This window comes from Mycobacterium shimoidei (assembly GCF_900417275.1).
Taxonomy (GTDB): Bacteria; Actinomycetota; Actinomycetes; order Mycobacteriales; family Mycobacteriaceae; genus Mycobacterium; species Mycobacterium shimoidei.
Window position 1 is genome coordinate 4,336,660 of the sequence record NZ_UEGW01000001.1, and the last position, 16,289, is coordinate 4,352,948.

The following is a 16,289-nucleotide window of genomic DNA, read 5'->3' on the forward strand; positions in this document are numbered from 1 at the left end:
CGACCTTTTCCGCGCTGGCGTCGATCTCGGCGCCAATGGGCGACGATGAGGGGCATGCTCGAAGCCCTCGAAATCATTGACAAAGGATCCGTGAGCGACGCGCATCCAGTGCCGTTGCTCTTCGTTCACGGCGGTTGGCATTCCGCGTCGTGCTGGGCCAACTTCTTGGATTTCTTCGCTCAGGCCGGCTACCGCGCGGTCGCGATGAGCTTGCGCGGACACGGCGCCAGCGCATGCGCGAAGCGCTTTCACGCGTGCTCGATCGCCGACTATGTCGACGATGTCCGCGCCACGGCCACCGACTTGGGCGGCAGGCCCGCGCTCATTGCCCACTCGCTGGGTGGCTTCGTCGTGCAGCGCTATCTCGAAACGCACGATACCCCTGCTGCAGTGTTGCTGGCCTCCGTGCCGCCGCAGGGCGTGCTGGGATTGGCGATGCGCGTTTGGAGTCGGCACCCATGGATCTCCATGCGGTCGCTGCCGGTCGGCAACTTGGCGGGATTCATCGGGACCGCGCCGCTGGTCCGCGAGCATCTGTTCTGCGCAACCACGCCGGACGACATCGTCGACTCGTGTGCGGCCAGCGTGCAGACCGAAGCCTTCCGGGCTTCCCTCATCGACCCGCTGATCCGCCGCGTGCGCACCAAGCGGGTATCTGCCCCGATGCTGGTGCTCGGCGCCGAGGACGACGGCTTGGTCACCAAGGCAGAAGTCCGCGCCACGGCGCGGGCGTATCACACCGAACCGGAGTTCTTCGGTGGCATGGGACACAACATGATGCTCGAGCCCGGGTGGGCGCGCGTCGCCCAACGCATTCACGCGTGGCTGGAAACCCGCGACCTCGCGAACGTTTCCTAGCTGCGGTGCTCTGTATTCAGCGCCACGGCGACGAAATCGAGCCGCCACAGCGACTGCAACAGCTTGCGGGCGACCTTCTGGTGGTCAGCGGTGCTGCCTGCGGACTCGCGCTGCTGGGCCACGCGGCGTGCGATCTCGCGAATGCTGCGACGGCCGTCGACCTGGTGCAGGTACGGCATCTGTGCCGGAGCCAGACGCATGCGCGCCCCGGGCCAGAAGATCTCGTCGCCGCTGACTCCGCAGCGCGTACGCATCATCGGCACGTATTCAAGTGAGTCGTCCGTCGAGAAATCGATGGTATAGCTCTGCGCCGGTCGGTCAGGGTGACAGGCCATGAAGAAATGGCATCCGTTCGACGTCTGCAGCCGCTCCATCACGGACCAGATTTGCCGTTCCGGCAACCGATTTACCGCCGCATGCAACGCGCTGGCGGGCGTGAACAGATCGTGCAGGTAGTACGGCGACTTGTGGAACCAGCCCTGGAAAACCAGCCCGGCCGAGGTGACCAGCTCGATGCACTCCGCCACAGAATAATTCCGTGCACGAGCGTGCAAGAAGGTATCCACCAGTGCGGCATCGGACTGCAAATCGTGCGCGAGTTGCAGATAGCCCCGCGCCGGGTGGTGCGAGGGAAGCAGCGAGATTGTGTCTTTGACTATCCGCAGCGACGGCTCGTCTTGACCGAGCCCCAAGTCGCGAAAGACCGACTCCAGCAGCTCAACGCCGAGCCGGCCGAATTTCGCATAAAGCATGACCGCCAGTACCCCGCACGGACGCAGGCAACTGGCGAGCGCCTTCATCCCGGCCAGTGGATCCGCCAGATGATGCAATACGCCGGTCGCTACGACCAGGTCGAAGTCGAGTCCCAATGTCGGCAGTTCTTCGACCGAAATCCGCCGCAGCTCTAAATTGCTCAGCCCGTGCTTGTTTTTGAGATATTCCTGATGCTTCAACGACGAACGACTGATGTCGATCGCCAGCACTTTCGCCGCCGGATTCGTGAACGCAAACACCGCCGCCTGATTGGTGCCACACCCCGCGACGAGAATATCTAAATCCGGCTGATATTCCCGATCCGGCCATAAAAGGCGGTGCGCATGCGCCGGGTCGAACCATTCCCAATTGTTAATGGTCCATTCTTCGAGGTCGGTTATGGGGTGCGGATATCGCCAGCGCTCGTACTGGCCGCCGACGGCGTCGTCGTGCAGATCGTCGTTCATGGCGGCGGTGCCTCCTCCTCCTGGGCTGCCGCCCCAGCATGGCGGGCGCCTTGACGTTGTGCCAACCGGCCGACCTGGACAGCGGTGACGCCGCACCTCGCTCGGTCGGGGTGGATGTGGGCGGACCCAGACGTAGCGGGGACCCGGCTGAACAAAGTCGGTAACGTCACTTTAACGCAGGCAAGGTAATTCGAGCTGCTTTTAATCGGCGGTGAGGATTTCGTAACGTATGTAACTTGGCTGCGGTGAGTTTTGCTTAACAGCTCGGTTACATTCCTCGATTCGGTCGGCGCAAGCTGTGTGTTAAGAGTTGCCCACGAACGTTAAAAAGCCATTAACCGAGTGGGCGTCGAAGCTGGGTTTACGCGATGGTGTAGCAGGATCCATTGCCAGATACCGCCACACTGACAATCGCGACTCGTTAAATGGGTCGGTCCGGCCTCAGGAGTAATACATGTCGTATTTGAAGACGGTGCCCGAAGCGCTCGCCGCCGCCGCAACACAACTGGAGGGCATCGGCAACTCGTTTTCCGCCGAGAGCGCGGCCGCGGCAGCTCCGACGACAGACATCATTCCCGCGGCCGCCGACGAGGTGTCGGTGCTGCAGGCGGGGGTGTTCACGACCTACGGCCAGCTCTACCAGACGGTCAGCGCCCAGGCGCAGGCCATCCATCAGCAGTTCGTGAACTTGCTGGGGCTTAGCTCCGGCTCCTACGGCGACACCGAAGCGGCCAACCAGGTGGCGGCCGCCTCGACGCCGTTGTCCGGCCTCGGTTCACTGATGGGCGGGGCGTCCTCGCCCGCGTCGACCGCGGCCGAGGGCCCGATAGAGCAGCTCGCAGCCATGATCAACGACACCACCGCGTTCCTCAGCGGCTCGCCGATGAACAGCAACTTGGCGAACCTCGGCAATATCCAGGTCGGCAACTGGGCTTCGGCAGGTTCGGACCTGATCGGGATGGGCGGCGGTGGGCTGTTGACGGCGCTGGCCGCCGACGCCATCGACGCCGAGGCGATGGATGCCGGGTTGATGGGCGCGGTCGCTCCGGCCGCGGCGAGCGGTGTCGGTGCCGCCGGCGGCCTCGGCGGGGCACCGGTGATGGCCGGGGTCGGCCAGGCGGCCTCGCTCGGCGCACTGTCGGTGCCGCCCAGCTGGGCCGCCGGAGCCCCCGGGGCGGGCGCGCCGGTGACGTTCGCGGCTCAGAACTGGACCACCGCGGCGCCGCACGCAGGGGCCGTGACAACCATGCCGGCCGGCGTGCCGGCGGCCGTGGCGGGCGGTCGCGGAGGCATGGGCTACGGCGTCCCGCGCTATGGGGTCAAACCCAAAGTCATGCCGTTGCTGCCCAAGCCGACGCTGACCTAGCCCAGACGGAATACACGAGACGGGAGTTCAAAAATGGTTTTTGATTTCGCAGCCCGCCCTCCGGAGATCAACTCGGCGCTGATGTATTCCGGCGCCGGTGCGGGACCGATGATGGCGGCCGCATCAGCGTTCAGCAGCTTGAGCTCGGAACTGAGCGCAAACGCAGCGGCCTACGAGGCGGTGATCTCCCAACTCGGCTCGCAGTGGATCGGGCCGTCGGCTTCGGCGATGGCCGCCGCCGCCCAGCCCTTTATCGCCTGGCTGAACACCACCTCCGGGGAACTGCAGCAGGCCGCCTCGCAGGCCATTGCATCGGCGGCGGCCTACGAGGCGGCGTTTGCCGCGACAGTTCCGCCGCCGGTGATCGCCGCCAATCGCGCTCAGCTGGCGATGCTTGTCGCAACCAACATCCTGGGGCAAAACACCCCGGCCATCGCGGCCAACGAAGCAATGTACGCCGAAATGTGGGCGCAAGACGCGGCCGCCATGTACGGCTACGCCGCAGCGTCGGCGACCGCCGCGCAGCTGGCACCGTTGACTCCGCCGGCCGAGAACACGAATCCGGCCGCCGCGGGATTGCAGGCCGCGGCGGTCGGCAATGCCGTCAACACCAATGCGACGTCGTCGGGGCTCACGGGGCTGCTGGGCAACCTGCAGAACGGACTGGGTTCGCTTGCCAACCCGATGGCCGGCGCCGCGGCCGCCACCCCGATGGAGGACCTCGTTGCCGCTATCGACGGACTCGCCGGGGTTCCAATGGTCGTCAACACGATCAACGGGATGGACGTGACGGCGTCCTGGTGCACGATGATGACGATCGCCGCGATGGCGACCCTGGGCCATTTCATGGCCCAAGCTCCAGCCGGCATCACGATCGGCCAGGTCACCCCCGTCGGTGAAGGCTTGGGGATGGGCATGACGCTGGTAGGCGCGACGGCCCCGGCCGGTGGCTTGGGCGGGGGGTCGGTACTGGCCGGGATGGGATCGGCGTCCGCGGTGGGCGGGTTGTCGGTGCCGGCCGGTTGGTCTGCCGCCACCCCGGCAGAGGTGGCTCCTGCGACGTTGGCGGGCAGCGGCTGGACCGCGGCCACCGAGGAAGCCGGCGCAGTGTCCACGGTGCCCGCCGGGGTGGGGATGCCGGTGGGGGCCGGTGCCGGGCGCGGAGGATTCGGCATCGGTGCGCCACGCTACGGCTTCAAGCCAACTGTGATGCCCAAGCAGGTGGTCGTCTGATGGCCGTTGAACCAGAAAGGCCGGAGTCGTTAGAGGCGGCCCTGACGCAGCTGCAGGCCGCCGGGGCGTCGATGGCCGCCACGAACGCCTCCGTCGGCGTCCCGGTAACCGGGATCGCTCCGGCCGGCGCTGAGGAAATCTCGGCGATCACAGCGGCGCAATTTGCTTTGCACAGTGCGAATTATCAAGCGATGAGCGCGCAGGCCGCGGCGATGCATGAGCTGTTCGTCGGAATCCTGAGCGCCGCCGCGAAGGCTGCTTCGGACTAGCGCCGCGGCTCAGCGAGCGTGATGCCGCGAGTTGCTGCCGGGTCGGAACCAGGCGACCTTTGCCTGCCAGGATCGCGCTGAGCCGTAGGCGAAACCGATCGCGGCCAGGCACGCGCACAACCACACCGGCAGCGTGATGTCGATTCCGACCTCGGCCGTGGCCACCTGGATGACCGTCGCTGCCACGCCGAAACCGGCTGAAATCAGGTAGAGGTTCACGGTCGCCGTCGAACGGGGATCCTTGCGCAGGATCAACAGCACTCGGACGGCGTAGGTGAACAAGTAGGTCAGCAACGCGCCGAGCACCAGCCAGTAGGCGCCAAACCACAGGGTGCCGACGTGGGCCGGAAACAGATCGGGGTGATATCCCTCGTCGGCGAGGATGAACACCGTCACAAGCACCGGAATACCCAGCCCCAAAGGGATTTCGATGTGCCGGCGAAACAGTCCCCGCAGCTCACGTTCGTCGCCCAGCCGCGCCATCCCGTGCATGATGATGGCCGTTACCGCGACGATCAGGCAGATGTGGCCGAGTAGGTCTTCCACATTCCAGCGCCGGAACACGTGGTGCAGCGGTGGCCCCAGCGTCGCCGACGCCCATGGCGACATCAGCAGCACCGCGCAGCCTTGCAGGGCTATGTTGAGGCTTGCGCCGGCTTCCCATCGCGACCGCCAGGTGTCGCGACGAACCCACAGGCTGTAGACGACGGCAGCCAGCGTCACGACGATCAGTGCGGGCATCATTGATAGTCAATTTACCCGCGCTGGCGTCAAACTGGCGGTTTGGCGGGGTCCGGCTGAAGGTCGCGCAGCCTGGTGCGAGGCGGCGCTGATTCCAGATATTCGGTGACCGCTTCGGGCTCGATCAGCCCGAAGCGGACCTGCAGGTCGACCGGGTTGAGTCCGAAATACTTTGCTGCGCGGATCAGATTGTCGGCGGTGACCAACCTGCCCTCACGCACGGCCTTGTAGTACGCGGACTTGCGGTAACCGAATGCCTCGTAGACCTCGCTGGCAGCCAGCGGCCTACCCACCAAGTACGGCAGGACAACCGTCGGGTCCTTTTCGTGGTCGTTCATAAGCATTGAGCCTGCTCTCGGTGAACGGCATACCGATTACACGCACGTAAAAAGGAATTTAACTACCAAAGTTTACTTTTCAGGACTACAGTGCGTTTAACGTAACGTCGACGTAACTTAGACGGCTTTTGCGTAATGTCGATGTAACTTCATCGGCGACTGTTGCCAAGGAGCGGCCCAATGCACATCCGCCGGTATGCAGCGAAATTAGCGCAACGCACGGCGATCGCCGGCGCAGGCGCGCTGCTGATCGCGAGTGCGATTGACGGTGCCGACCTGATGGGACAAGCCCGCGCAGACAACCCGCAATGCGCCGCCACCAGCACAGACCCGTGCCCGCCGGTCCCGGACAGGTCGATCACCGTGCGCGACGCCGGTCCGCAGCCTGCGGATCGACCCCACGGCCACCTTATTTGTCAGCCAGCGGGAAAAAGCGGGGCGTTCTGCTATCGCCGATGACGGACTAGCGCCACAGGCTGCAGACGACGCCAGCCGACGCCGCTGATCAGAAATATTGCTCGTCTGACGAATTGAGTGCGGATTCGTAAACCACGCGACTTTCTCGACGACTCAAGTTCACTTTTTTGGACTATAGTGTGGACTTGTAGCCGTCGGGAGGAGAGTCAATGCCTGCACGCCCGCCCGTTGAGGCCGTTGACCGGGTCTCCCGCAAGCGATATGGACGAGCCATTGCACGCCGGGCGGCGATCGCCTGCGCTGGTGCGCTGGTTCTGGCGAGCGGCGTTGGCGGCGCCGATCTGCTGGGACAAGCCCGCGCGGACGACGACCCGCAGTGCGTCGTCACCGCCACAGATCCATGCGCGCCGGCTGCCAGTCAGCCTGAGCAACCGAGCCTTCAGGCCAAGCATCCACCGCGCGTACATCGCCTCGTCTGCGTGCCGGCGGCCAAGACCGGCGCCTTCTGCTTCCGGCGTTAACGGCGCTGCTGAGCGCTAGCCAGACTCGGTGTGTTCGATCGAGGCCGGCGTGACTGCGCCCAGCACGGCGAACAAGTCGCGCTCGATGGCCGTTCGCAGATCCGGTGAGTCCTCGGTCGGCAGCACGACACAAAAGACGTCGTCGACCATCGAGCCACGAGTGGTGACTTTCGCCCAGATGATGTCTGCTCCGGCACGCTCGATGATGCCGGTGAGCTGCGCGAGCAGCCCGGCGCGGTCGGTGGCGCGGATTTGGATGGTGACCATGCCGGATGCGCCGTCTGACCAGACGATGGACGGCGGCGCGCTCGGGTGGTGGGCCGGGATCGCGGTCGGGACATCGCGGACTGGTGAGCGTTGGGCCTCCTCGTCGCGCCGCTTCAACATGTCCAAGACGTCGAGCTCACCGGCCAGCGCGCCAGCGAATTGCTGACGCAGCAGGTTGGCCGCTGCGGGCGCACCGAAGAGCGGCGTCACCACGAATTCGTTGATAGCGGACCCCTCGTGGATGTTCACCGATGCCGAATGCACGCGCAGCGAGTTCAGCGCCAGCACTCCAGCAGCTTTCGACAACAGGCCTCGCTGGTCGGGAGCGATCATGGCCACGTGATATGTCCGCCGGCCGGTCCCCTGCCGCACCTGAACATGCACACCGTGGTCTGCTGCCAGCGAAAGATATTCGGGGTCAATGGGATCAGCATGCGGCAGCGGCTCGCCCGCCATCACCAGGTGGCAGCGCCGCACCAGGTCGTTGACCAAGGACGCCTTCCAGTCGCTCCACACCGCGGGACCGGTGGCCAGCGCGTCGGCTTCAGTCAACGCGTGCAGCACGTCGAGCAGCACGGGATCCCCGTCGAGTGCCTCGGAGACGGTGGTGATGGTCTTCGGGTCGTTGAGGTCGAGGCGGGTAGCGGTCTTTGCCAACAACAAATGGTGAAACACCAGCTTCGTCAGCATCTCGACGTCCGATGGCCACAGGCCCAGCCGAGTACCGATCTGGGTGGCCAGCTGGGCCCCGATTTCGCTGTGGTCAACGCCTCGACCCTTGCCGATATCGTGCAGCAGTGCGGCAAGCACCAGCAAGTCCGGACGAGCCACACGGGTAGTGAAAACCCTTGCCCGCGCAGCTGTTTCGGTCAGATGGCGGTCCACTGTCCAGATGTGGACGATGTCGTGCGGTGGTAGGTCGCGGACCGCTTCCCATTCGGGGAACAACCGGCTCCACAGCCCGGTCCGGTCGAGCGCCTCGATGGTCGTCACGGTGTTGGGACCGGCGGCAAGCAGAACCAACAGGTTGTCCAACGCCTCGCGGGGCCACGGCGTGCGCAGTTCGGGCGCGGTGTCGGCCAACCGTTGCAGTGTTGACGCCGAAATGGGCAGTCCGGTGACGGCCGATGCGGCAGCCACACGCAACACCAGACCGGGGTCGCGTTCCGGCCGCGCATCGCGGGCCAGCACCACCTCCCCGCCGTACTCGATGACTCCCTCGTCTAGCGGCCGGCGAAGCCGCAGCCGCATGGCCGACATCCCGCGCCGCGGCAGCGCGTTGGCGGCGGTTCGCAGCCCGGAGTCAACGCGGTAGCTGATAGTGCGAGCCACGTCAGATAACGTGCGCGCCAAATCATATCGGTCGCCGATATGCAAGGCGGCGCTGATCTCGTCGGCGTACTGGGCCAACAGCAGGTCACGTCCGCGTCCGGAAACCCGGTGCAGTTCGGTGCGGACGTCGAGCAGGGTGCGATAGGCGTCGGCGAGCGGTCCCGTCGGGTTGTCCAGGCCGCGGACATCGAGACGGTCGGCGAGCTGTGCGACCGCCAGGGCGTCGAGCAACTGAACATCGCGTAGGCCTCCGCGGCCGCATTTCAGGTCGGGTTCGGCACGATGGGCGATCTCGCCGCTGAGTTGCCAGCGGGAATGGGTGGCTTCGATGAGTTCGCCGAAACGGGACCGAATTTCGGCTCGCCACTGCCTCCGCACGCCGTCGATGAGCCGTGCGGACAGCCGCTCGTCCCCGGCGATATGGCGGGCATCGAGCATGCCCAGACCCGCCGAAATCTCCGCGCCGGCAACCCCCAACGCCTCGCCAATCGTCCGCACGCTGTGATCAAGGCGAATATTGCTGTCCCACAACGGATACCACAACAGCTCGGCGACTTGTGCGACCGCATCGGCAGGCATGTCGTCGTGCACCAGCAACAGGTCCAAATCGGAGTGCGGCAGCAGCTCGCCACGGCCCAGCGAACCGGTTGCCACGATGGCGAAACCGCTGTCGGCACCGATACCGATCTCGGTTGCCTTAGTGGTCAGCCAGAACTCGTGCAGCTCTTGCCACGCCTGACGTAATGTCGCCGAATCCATGTGATTCGGCGAGTCGGACAGCAGCGCGGCCCGGGCGGCCGCTAAGTCAGCTGCTGTGCCGTGCCGCGTCATCCCGGCTCGGATCGGGTCAACGAACCATTACGTGGCTCATATCGCGTCGACGCCGCGCTCGCCGGTCCGGACCCGCACGACGGTTTCCACCGGGCTGACCCAGACTTTGCCGTCGCCGATTTTGCCGGTGCGCGCGGCCCGCACGATGCTGTCGACGACCTTGTCGGCCGCGACGTCGTCGACCAACACCTCGATGCGTACCTTCGGTACGAAATCAACGGAGTACTCAGCACCGCGGTAGACCTCAGTGTGACCCTTCTGCCGTCCGTACCCCTTGACTTCGCTGACGGTCATCCCCAACAGACCCAGCTGTTCCAGGCTGGTCTTGATGTCCTCCAGCGTGAACGGCTTGACGATCGCGGTAATCAGCTTCATGTCTGTGTTCCTTTGCTCCGGCCTCTAAGTCGTGATGTGCAAGAACCGAACTGCCGACAACCGCGAAGTCGTAACCGCCTTCGGCGTGCTGCGCTTCGTCGATACCTGAAGCTTCGTCTTCTGCCGGCAGCCGCAGCCCAATGGTGTATTTCACGACCAGAGCCAAGATAGCGGTGCCGATAGCCGAATAAGCGAGGACACTGCCCGCGCCGATGGCCTGTCGCCACAGCTGATCCAAACCGCCGCCATAAAACAGTCCGGGCGACACATCGGACACCCCGGCGATGGCGCTGGTCTCCGGCGCAGCGAGCAGACCTATCAGCAGCGTGCCCACCAGACCTCCGACCAGGTGTACGCCCACAACGTCGAGCGAATCGTCGTACCCGAAACGGTATTTCAGGCCGACCGCCAATGCGCAGGCAATGCCGGCCAGCGCACCGATCACCAATGCGCCCACCACGTTGACCGACGAGCATGACGGCGTGATCGCTACCAGCCCGGCGACGATGCCTGACGCCGCCCCCAGCGAGGTCGCATGGCCGTCGCGGATGCGCTCGGTGAGCAGCCAGCCCAGCATGGCCGCGGCCGTCGCGATGGTGGTGGTGATGAACGTCGACCCGGCGGTGCCGTTCGCGCTGACGGCCGAGCCGGCGTTGAACCCGTACCAGCCGAACCACAGCAGCCCGGCACCGAGCATCACCAGCGGCAAGTTGTGCGGCCGCATCGGGGTTTTCGGCCAGCCCTTGCGTTTGCCGAGGATGATGGCCAGCACCAAACCGGCCGTACCGGCGTTGATATGGACGGCGGTGCCCCCGGCGAAGTCGATGGCATGTAGCTTGTTGGCGATCCACCCGCCGTGCTTGGCCGCGACTTCGTCGAACGCGAAAACCCAATGGGCGACCGGGAAATAGACGACGCTCGCCCATAATGCGGCGAACAGCGTCCAGCTGCCGAATTTCAGCCGGTCGGCCACGGACCCGGAGATCAGTGCGACTGTGATGATCGCAAACATCAGCTGGAACGCGACGAAAACGGTTTGCGGCACGGTGCCCACCAGCGGGATGTCGACCGCCGCGGTCGCCGCGCTGGGATCGGCCTCGGCACCATCGCCGCCGATGAGGCCCTTCAAGCCCCAATATTGGGTCGGATTGCCCGCGATGTTGCCGACGTCGTCGCCGAACGCCAACGAGAAGCCGTAGAGCGCCCACAGCACGGTGACCACGCCCATCGCGCTGATGCTCATCATGATCATGTTCAGGACGCTCTTGGCGCGGACCATGCCGCCGTAGAAGAACGCCAGGCCCGGCGTCATCAACAGCACCAGCGCAGAACTGGCCAGCATCCAGGCGGTGTCGCCGGTGTTCGGCACCCCCATCATCGGGAATTCATCCACGCGCCCAAACCTCCTTCACCGAGACCACCGCCAATAGAGGAGATGACCTGCTCAGACAATGCGAGGTGGTTGTTTCGAAAGGCGGCGCAGACCGGTTTCGCGGGCGTTACATCATGCTCACACGGTGGTGGGCGCGAGGCTGATCGCGGGCTGAGTCAGCCGAGCAGGGCGTCGACGAACGCAGCCGGCTCGAAGGGGGCCAGGTCGTCGGGTCCCTCGCCGAGCCCCACCAACTTGACTGGCACACCCAATTCCTGCTGGACGCGAAACACTATGCCGCCCTTGGCCGTACCATCCAGCTTGGTCAGTACAACGCCGGTGATCTCGACGACGTCGGCGAACACCCGCGCCTGCGCCAGACCGTTTTGGCCAATGGTGGCGTCGAGCACCAGCAGCACCTCGTCGACGGCCGCGCGGCGGGTGACCACCCGTTTGACCTTGCCGAGTTCGTCCATCAGGCCGGTCTTGGTGTGCAACCGCCCGGCGGTGTCGATGAGCACAACGTCAGCGCCGGCCTTGATGCCCTTGTCGACGGCATCGAACGCCACCGACGCCGGGTCGGCGCCCTCGGCGCCGCGCACCACCTCGGCGCCTACCCGGGCGGCCCAGGTTTGCAGTTGGTCGGCCGCCGCAGCCCGGAAGGTGTCGGCCGCGCCCAGCACGACGCGGCGCCCGTCGGCGACCAACACGCGCGCCAGCTTGCCGACCGTGGTGGTTTTGCCGGTGCCGTTGACGCCGACGACCAGCAGCACCGACGGATGGTCGGCGTGCGGCAACGCGCGGATGGAGCGGTCCAGGTCGGGCCGCAGCTCACCGATCAAAACCTCCCGCAGCACCGCGCGGGCATCCGCCTCAGTGCGCACGTTCTTGCTGGCGAGCTGGCTGCGCAGCTGTTCCACCACCGATGTGGCGACCACCGGGCCCAGATCGGCGATCAGCAGGGTGTCCTCGACTTCCTGCCAGGAGTCTTCGTCGAGGTCCCCGCCGCCGAGCAGGCCCAGCATGCTGCGGCCCAACGCGTTCTGGGATCGGGCCAGCCGGCCGCGCAGGCGTTCCAGCCGGCCTTCCGGCGGTGCGATGGCATCGATTTCGGGCGCCTCAGGCGCCTCAGCCGCGGGCGCCTCAGCTGCCGGGGCCGCCGGGGCTGCCGGAGCCAGGGTGTCGGCCTGGGGCAGTTCGACGTCGGTGATCGTGCGTCTAGGGGCGTCGCGGGGGACGGCCGCGTCGTCGCCGACACCGGGTAACCCGGTGGTGTCTACTCGTTCTGGTCGCTCCGGTTCGACAACCGGGGCGGTTTGGCTGAAGGAGATCTCCGACGAGGCGGTGTAGCCGCCGGACCGATCAAGGGTCGGCTGCGGGGCCGACAGTCTGATCTGCCGGCGCCGGTAGCGGACCAGACCCAGGATCAGCGCGGTGATGACGACCAGTGCAACGACGACCGCTATCGCGATCCACAGACCTTCGGACACCATGTCATTCTTCCAGGGGCCCGCGGCCGAACCGAGCGGCCCCGTCCGGCTATCCCGAAGCGCCGACCAGCTGATCGACCTGTTGGCCGCGCATCCGCTGCGAGATCACCGCGGTGACACCGTCGTCGCGCATCGTCACGCCATACAGCGAATCCGCCACTTCCATGGTCGGCTTCTGGTGGGTGATCACGATCAGCTGCGACTGGGTGCGCAGCTGTTCGAACAGCCGCAGCAACCGGTGCAGGTTGGTGTCGTCGAGTGCGGCCTCCACCTCGTCCATGACGTAGAACGGCGACGGGCGAGCGCGGAAGATCGCGACCAGCATCGCCACCGCGGTCAGCGCCTTCTCGCCACCGGACAGCAACGACAACCGCTTGATCTTCTTGCCCGGCGGGCGGGCCTCCACCTCGATGCCGGTGGTGAGCATGTCGTCGGGATCGGTCAGCCGCAGCCGGCCCTCCCCGCCGGGAAACAGCGCGGCGAACACCTGCTCGAACTCGCGCTCCACGTCGGCGTAGGCCTCAGTGAACACCTGCAGGATGCGGGCGTCGACGTCGGCGACGACGTCGAGCAGATCCTTACGGGCGGCCTTGACGTCCTCCAGCTGGGTGGACAAGAAGTTGTATCGCTCCTCCAGCGCGGCGAACTCCTCCAGCGCCAGCGGATTGACCCGGCCCAGTTCGGCGAGGTCTCGTTCGGCACGCTTGGCGCGGCGCTCCTGGGTAGCGCGATCGTAGGGCATCGGCGCCGGCGCGGTGACTTGCTCGCCGCGCTCGCGGGCCTGCTCGTATTCGGCCATCTCCAGCTCGGTCGGCGGCAGCGCTACGTGGGGACCGTATTCGGCGACCAGGTCGTCGGGCGCCATCCCGAACTGCTCGAGCACCATCTGCTCGAGCTGCTCGATGCGCAGCGCCGCTTGCGCCTTGGCCACCTCGTCGCGATGCAGCGACTCGGTCAACGCGGCGATCCGCGCGCCCAACGCATTGACTTCGTCGCGGACCGCGCTCATCGCGGTCGAGCGCTGCTCACGTTCGGCGGCCAGCGCGTCGCGGTTGCGCGAGGCGGCCCGCACCACCTGGTCAAGCTTTTCTGCGAGTAATTGCCCGGCATCGGCCACTGCGGCAGCCACCGCAGCCGCGTGCTCGCGTGCGGCCCGGGCCTGCTGGGCCCGCAGCCGTGCCTCGCGTTCGGTGGCGGCGGCGCGCCGCAACGAATCCGCCCTTCCCCGAACGCTATTGACACGCTCCTCGACTGTGCGCACCGCCAACCGCGCTTCCACCTCGGCGGCCCGGGCGGTCTCGGCGGCCGCAGCGATCTGCTGACGGGCCTGCGCATGACTGGGCTCCGCCGCCGACACTTGCTGGGTCGCTTCGGCGTTGCGAAGCCGGGTCTCCAATTCGCCGAGTTCCTCGAGGGTTCGGGCACGGCCGGTTTCCAACTCCTCACGCTGGTGCAGCAGCCGGCGCCATTCCTCGTCAGCGTTGCGCGCGTCCTGGCCAAGACGGCCCAGCTGCTCGTAGATCGCCGAGATCGCGGCGTCGGATTCGTTGAGCGCGGCCAGCGCCTGATCGACGGCGTCCTGACGGGCGGCCTGCTCGGTGAGCGCGCCGGCCAGCGCTGCAGACAGCTCACTGACCTGGGCCTCGGCGGTGGCCAGCTCGGAGCGGGCCTTGTCGATTTCGCTGGTGATCTCCAGCGTCGAGGGCTTGCGGTCCGAACCTCCGACCAGCCAGCCGGCACCGACCAGGTCGCCGTCGACGGTGACCGCGCGCAGCCGCGGGTTGGCGGCCACCAGGTCCAGTGCCGCGGTCAGGTCGTCCACCACCGCGACGCCGGAGAGCATGGCGGTCATCGCCCCGCGCAGCCGCGGCGGTACCTCGATGAGGTCCAATGCCCAGCGGGCGCCGTCGGGCAGTGCGGATGGCGGTGTGGGTGACTCGACCGGCCAGTCCCCCAGCACGATCGCGGCCCGGCCCCCGTCGGCCTGTTTGAGCGCGGTCACTGCCGAACGGGCGGCGCCGAAGCTCTCGGCGGCAACCGCGTCGGCGGCCGCGCCGAGAACCGCCGCCAGCGCCGACTCGTAGCCCGAGGCCACCTTGACCAGCTTTGCAAGCGTCCCGAAAATGCCGGCACCACTCCGGTTTTCGGTGAGCCAGGCGGCGCCGTCCTTGCGCTCCAAGCCGACGGCCAACGCGTCGATGCGGGCGCGCAGCGAGGCCACCTTGCGCTCGGCGGCGCGCTCGGCGGCCTGCAGTTCGGCGACGCGCTCGTCGGCCAACCGCAGCGTGGCCACCATCTGGTCGTGGTGTTCGTCGAGACCGACCTCGCCTTGGTCCAGCTCGCCGACTCGGCCCTGTACGGTTTCGAACTCCGCCTGGGCCTGCTGTGCGCGGGCTGCGGCATGCTCGATGCGTTCGGACAACTTGCTGACGCTGTCGTCGATCGACTCGACCCGCGCGCGCATGGTCTCCACCTGACCGGCCAGCCGGGCCAGGCCCTCGCGCCGATCGGCCTCCGCGCGCACCGCCGCCAAGTGCGCCGCTTCGGCCTCGGCCGCATGCCGTTCCCGTTCGGCCAATTCCGCGCGGGCGGCCTCCAGCCGGGTCCGTGCGGCGGCCAACTCGCTCAGCAGCTGCTGCTCTTGTGTCGCCACCTGGTCGGCTTCGGCCTCCAGGGCGTCGGGATCGGGGCCGCCCGTGGCGGGCGGTTCGACGTCGAGATGCTGGGCGCGTTCGCGTGCGATGCGCACAGTGGCGCTGACGCGTTCGGCCAACGCGGACAGCCGAAACCAGGTCTGTTGAGCCGATTCCGCCCGCTGCGACAGCGCGGCCGACGCTGCCTCGTGCGCGGCCAGTTCCTCCGACGCCACCGCCATGCGGCCGGCTGCCTCGTCGTGCTCGCGGCGCAACGCTGCCTCGGCTTCGTTGGTGTCGTTGAGTTCGGCCCGGCGCGTGACCACGTCGTCGGCGGCCAGCCTCAACCGGGCGTCGCGCAGGTCGGCCTGGATGGTCTGGGCGCGTCGGGCTACCTCGGCCTGGCGGCCCAGCGGCTTGAGCTGGCGGCGCAGTTCGGTGGTCAAGTCGGTCAGCCGGGCCAGATTCGCCGACATCGCCTCGAGTTTGCGGACCGCCTTTTCCTTGCGCTTGCGGTGCTTGAGCACCCCGGCGGCTTCCTCGATGAACGCCCGGCGGTCCTCCGGCCGCGACTCCAGAATCTCGTTGAGCTTGCCCTGCCCGACGATGACGTGCATCTCACGGCCGATGCCGGAGTCGCTCAACAGTTCCTGGATATCCATCAAACGGCAACTGGTGCCGTTGATTTCGTACTCGCTGGCCCCGTCACGGAACATCCGGCGGGTGATCGAGACCTCGGAGTACTCGATCGGCAGCGCGTTGTCGGAATTGTCGATGGTGACGGTGACCTCGGCGCGGCCCAGCGGCGCGCGCGACGAGGTGCCGGCGAAGATGACGTCTTCCATCTTGCCGCCGCGCAGCGATTTGGCGCCCTGCTCGCCCATCACCCACGCCAGCGCGTCGACCACGTTGGACTTGCCCGAGCCGTTGGGCCCCACCACGCAGGTGATGCCCGGCTCGAAGCGCAGAGTCGTCGACGCGGCGAACGACTTGAAGCCCTTCAGCGTCAGACTCTTGAGGTACACG

The 16,289-nt window shown here is 66.7% G+C and carries 13 protein-coding genes; 5 read left to right on the top strand and 8 right to left on the bottom strand.

Annotation, left to right across the window (positions count from 1 at the left end):
- Nucleotides 1–54: 54 nt before the first annotated feature.
- On the top strand, nucleotides 55–858 hold the full coding sequence (locus tag MSP7336_RS20980; protein WP_069397820.1) for an alpha/beta hydrolase: 804 nt from the start codon (nucleotides 55–57) through the stop codon (nucleotides 856–858).
- Here MSP7336_RS20980 and MSP7336_RS20985 read toward each other — a convergent pair.
- Nucleotides 855–2,078 carry a class I SAM-dependent methyltransferase gene (locus tag MSP7336_RS20985; protein WP_069397821.1) on the bottom strand — a complete coding sequence of 408 codons (1,224 nt, stop codon included), beginning with the start codon at nucleotides 2,076–2,078 and terminating at the stop codon, nucleotides 855–857. The two genes, MSP7336_RS20980 and MSP7336_RS20985, sit on opposite strands and share 4 nt — an antisense overlap.
- Before the next feature lie 454 nt (nucleotides 2,079–2,532).
- Here MSP7336_RS20985 and MSP7336_RS20990 point away from each other — a divergent pair, with 454 nt between their 5' ends.
- The 3 genes from MSP7336_RS20990 to MSP7336_RS21000 are packed head-to-tail and all read left to right on the top strand — an operon-like array spanning nucleotide 2,533 to nucleotide 4,946.
- Complete coding sequence (locus MSP7336_RS20990; protein WP_069394950.1) at nucleotides 2,533–3,444, top strand: PPE family protein, SVP subgroup; 912 nt, start codon at nucleotides 2,533–2,535, stop codon at nucleotides 3,442–3,444.
- A 33-nt stretch (nucleotides 3,445–3,477) separates the two neighbouring features.
- A complete protein-coding gene (locus MSP7336_RS20995; protein WP_069394951.1) occupies nucleotides 3,478–4,677 on the top strand; it encodes a PPE family protein in 1,200 nt (399 codons plus the stop codon).
- Nucleotides 4,677–4,946, top strand: coding sequence for a PE family protein (locus MSP7336_RS21000; protein WP_069394952.1), 270 nt, complete (start codon nucleotides 4,677–4,679; stop codon nucleotides 4,944–4,946). The genes MSP7336_RS20995 and MSP7336_RS21000 overlap by 1 nt, the downstream gene beginning before the upstream one ends.
- Before the next feature lie 9 nt (nucleotides 4,947–4,955).
- Here the strand turns inward: MSP7336_RS21000 and MSP7336_RS21005 are convergent, their stop codons facing one another.
- Nucleotides 4,956–5,690 carry a hypothetical protein gene (locus MSP7336_RS21005; protein ID WP_069394953.1) on the bottom strand — a complete coding sequence of 245 codons (735 nt, stop codon included), beginning with the start codon at nucleotides 5,688–5,690 and terminating at the stop codon, nucleotides 4,956–4,958.
- Nucleotides 5,691–5,716: 26 nt separating this feature from the next.
- On the bottom strand, nucleotides 5,717–6,025 hold the full coding sequence (locus MSP7336_RS21010) for a hypothetical protein (RefSeq protein WP_069394954.1): 309 nt from the start codon (nucleotides 6,023–6,025) through the stop codon (nucleotides 5,717–5,719).
- Nucleotides 6,026–6,651: 626 nt separating this feature from the next.
- On the opposite strand from MSP7336_RS21010, the gene MSP7336_RS23590 reads away from it, so the two are divergent.
- Nucleotides 6,652–6,963: a hypothetical protein gene (locus MSP7336_RS23590; RefSeq protein WP_142706824.1), complete on the top strand. Its 312-nt coding sequence runs from the start codon at nucleotides 6,652–6,654 to the stop codon at nucleotides 6,961–6,963.
- Nucleotides 6,964–6,978: 15 nt separating this feature from the next.
- On the opposite strand, the gene MSP7336_RS21025 is transcribed toward MSP7336_RS23590, so the two are convergent.
- From MSP7336_RS21025 to smc, 5 genes are all read right to left on the bottom strand, one after another.
- A complete protein-coding gene (locus MSP7336_RS21025) occupies nucleotides 6,979–9,393 on the bottom strand; it encodes a [protein-PII] uridylyltransferase (protein WP_113964496.1) in 2,415 nt (804 codons plus the stop codon).
- 36 nt (nucleotides 9,394–9,429) lie between these two features.
- Complete coding sequence (locus tag MSP7336_RS21030; RefSeq protein WP_232320968.1) at nucleotides 9,430–9,750, bottom strand: P-II family nitrogen regulator; 321 nt, start codon at nucleotides 9,748–9,750, stop codon at nucleotides 9,430–9,432.
- The gene (locus MSP7336_RS21035) at nucleotides 9,638–11,161 is read right to left on the bottom strand and encodes an ammonium transporter (protein WP_181786876.1); all 1,524 of its coding nucleotides are present in this window, start codon (nucleotides 11,159–11,161) and stop codon (nucleotides 9,638–9,640) included. Before MSP7336_RS21035 ends, MSP7336_RS21030 begins: the two co-directional genes overlap by 113 nt.
- Nucleotides 11,162–11,316: 155 nt before the next feature.
- Nucleotides 11,317–12,630: a signal recognition particle-docking protein FtsY gene (gene ftsY / locus MSP7336_RS21040; RefSeq protein ID WP_113965162.1), complete on the bottom strand. Its 1,314-nt coding sequence runs from the start codon at nucleotides 12,628–12,630 to the stop codon at nucleotides 11,317–11,319.
- Nucleotides 12,631–12,679: 49 nt separating this feature from the next.
- The gene (smc, locus tag MSP7336_RS21045; protein WP_069394957.1) at nucleotides 12,680–16,288 is read right to left on the bottom strand and encodes a chromosome segregation protein SMC; all 3,609 of its coding nucleotides are present in this window, start codon (nucleotides 16,286–16,288) and stop codon (nucleotides 12,680–12,682) included.
- Between the last annotated feature and the right edge of the window lies 1 nt (nucleotide 16,289).

What these genes read in the sequence shown, in the direction of transcription:
- MSP7336_RS20990 (WP_069394950.1), top strand. Translation starts at nt 2,533, where the DNA reads ATGTCGTATTTGAAGACGGTGCCCGAAGCGCTCGCCGCCGCCGCAACA.
- MSP7336_RS21010 (WP_069394954.1), bottom strand. Translation starts at nt 6,025, where the DNA reads ATGAACGACCACGAAAAGGACCCGACGGTTGTCCTGCCGTACTTGGTG.
- MSP7336_RS21000 (WP_069394952.1), top strand. Translation starts at nt 4,677, where the DNA reads ATGGCCGTTGAACCAGAAAGGCCGGAGTCGTTAGAGGCGGCCCTGACG.
- MSP7336_RS21005 (WP_069394953.1), bottom strand. Translation starts at nt 5,690, where the DNA reads ATGATGCCCGCACTGATCGTCGTGACGCTGGCTGCCGTCGTCTACAGC.
- MSP7336_RS20995 (WP_069394951.1), top strand. Translation starts at nt 3,478, where the DNA reads ATGGTTTTTGATTTCGCAGCCCGCCCTCCGGAGATCAACTCGGCGCTG.
- MSP7336_RS23590 (WP_142706824.1), top strand. Translation starts at nt 6,652, where the DNA reads ATGCCTGCACGCCCGCCCGTTGAGGCCGTTGACCGGGTCTCCCGCAAG.
- MSP7336_RS21025 (WP_113964496.1), bottom strand. Translation starts at nt 9,393, where the DNA reads ATGACGCGGCACGGCACAGCAGCTGACTTAGCGGCCGCCCGGGCCGCG.
- MSP7336_RS20985 (WP_069397821.1), bottom strand. Translation starts at nt 2,078, where the DNA reads ATGAACGACGATCTGCACGACGACGCCGTCGGCGGCCAGTACGAGCGC.
- MSP7336_RS20980 (WP_069397820.1), top strand. Translation starts at nt 55, where the DNA reads ATGCTCGAAGCCCTCGAAATCATTGACAAAGGATCCGTGAGCGACGCG.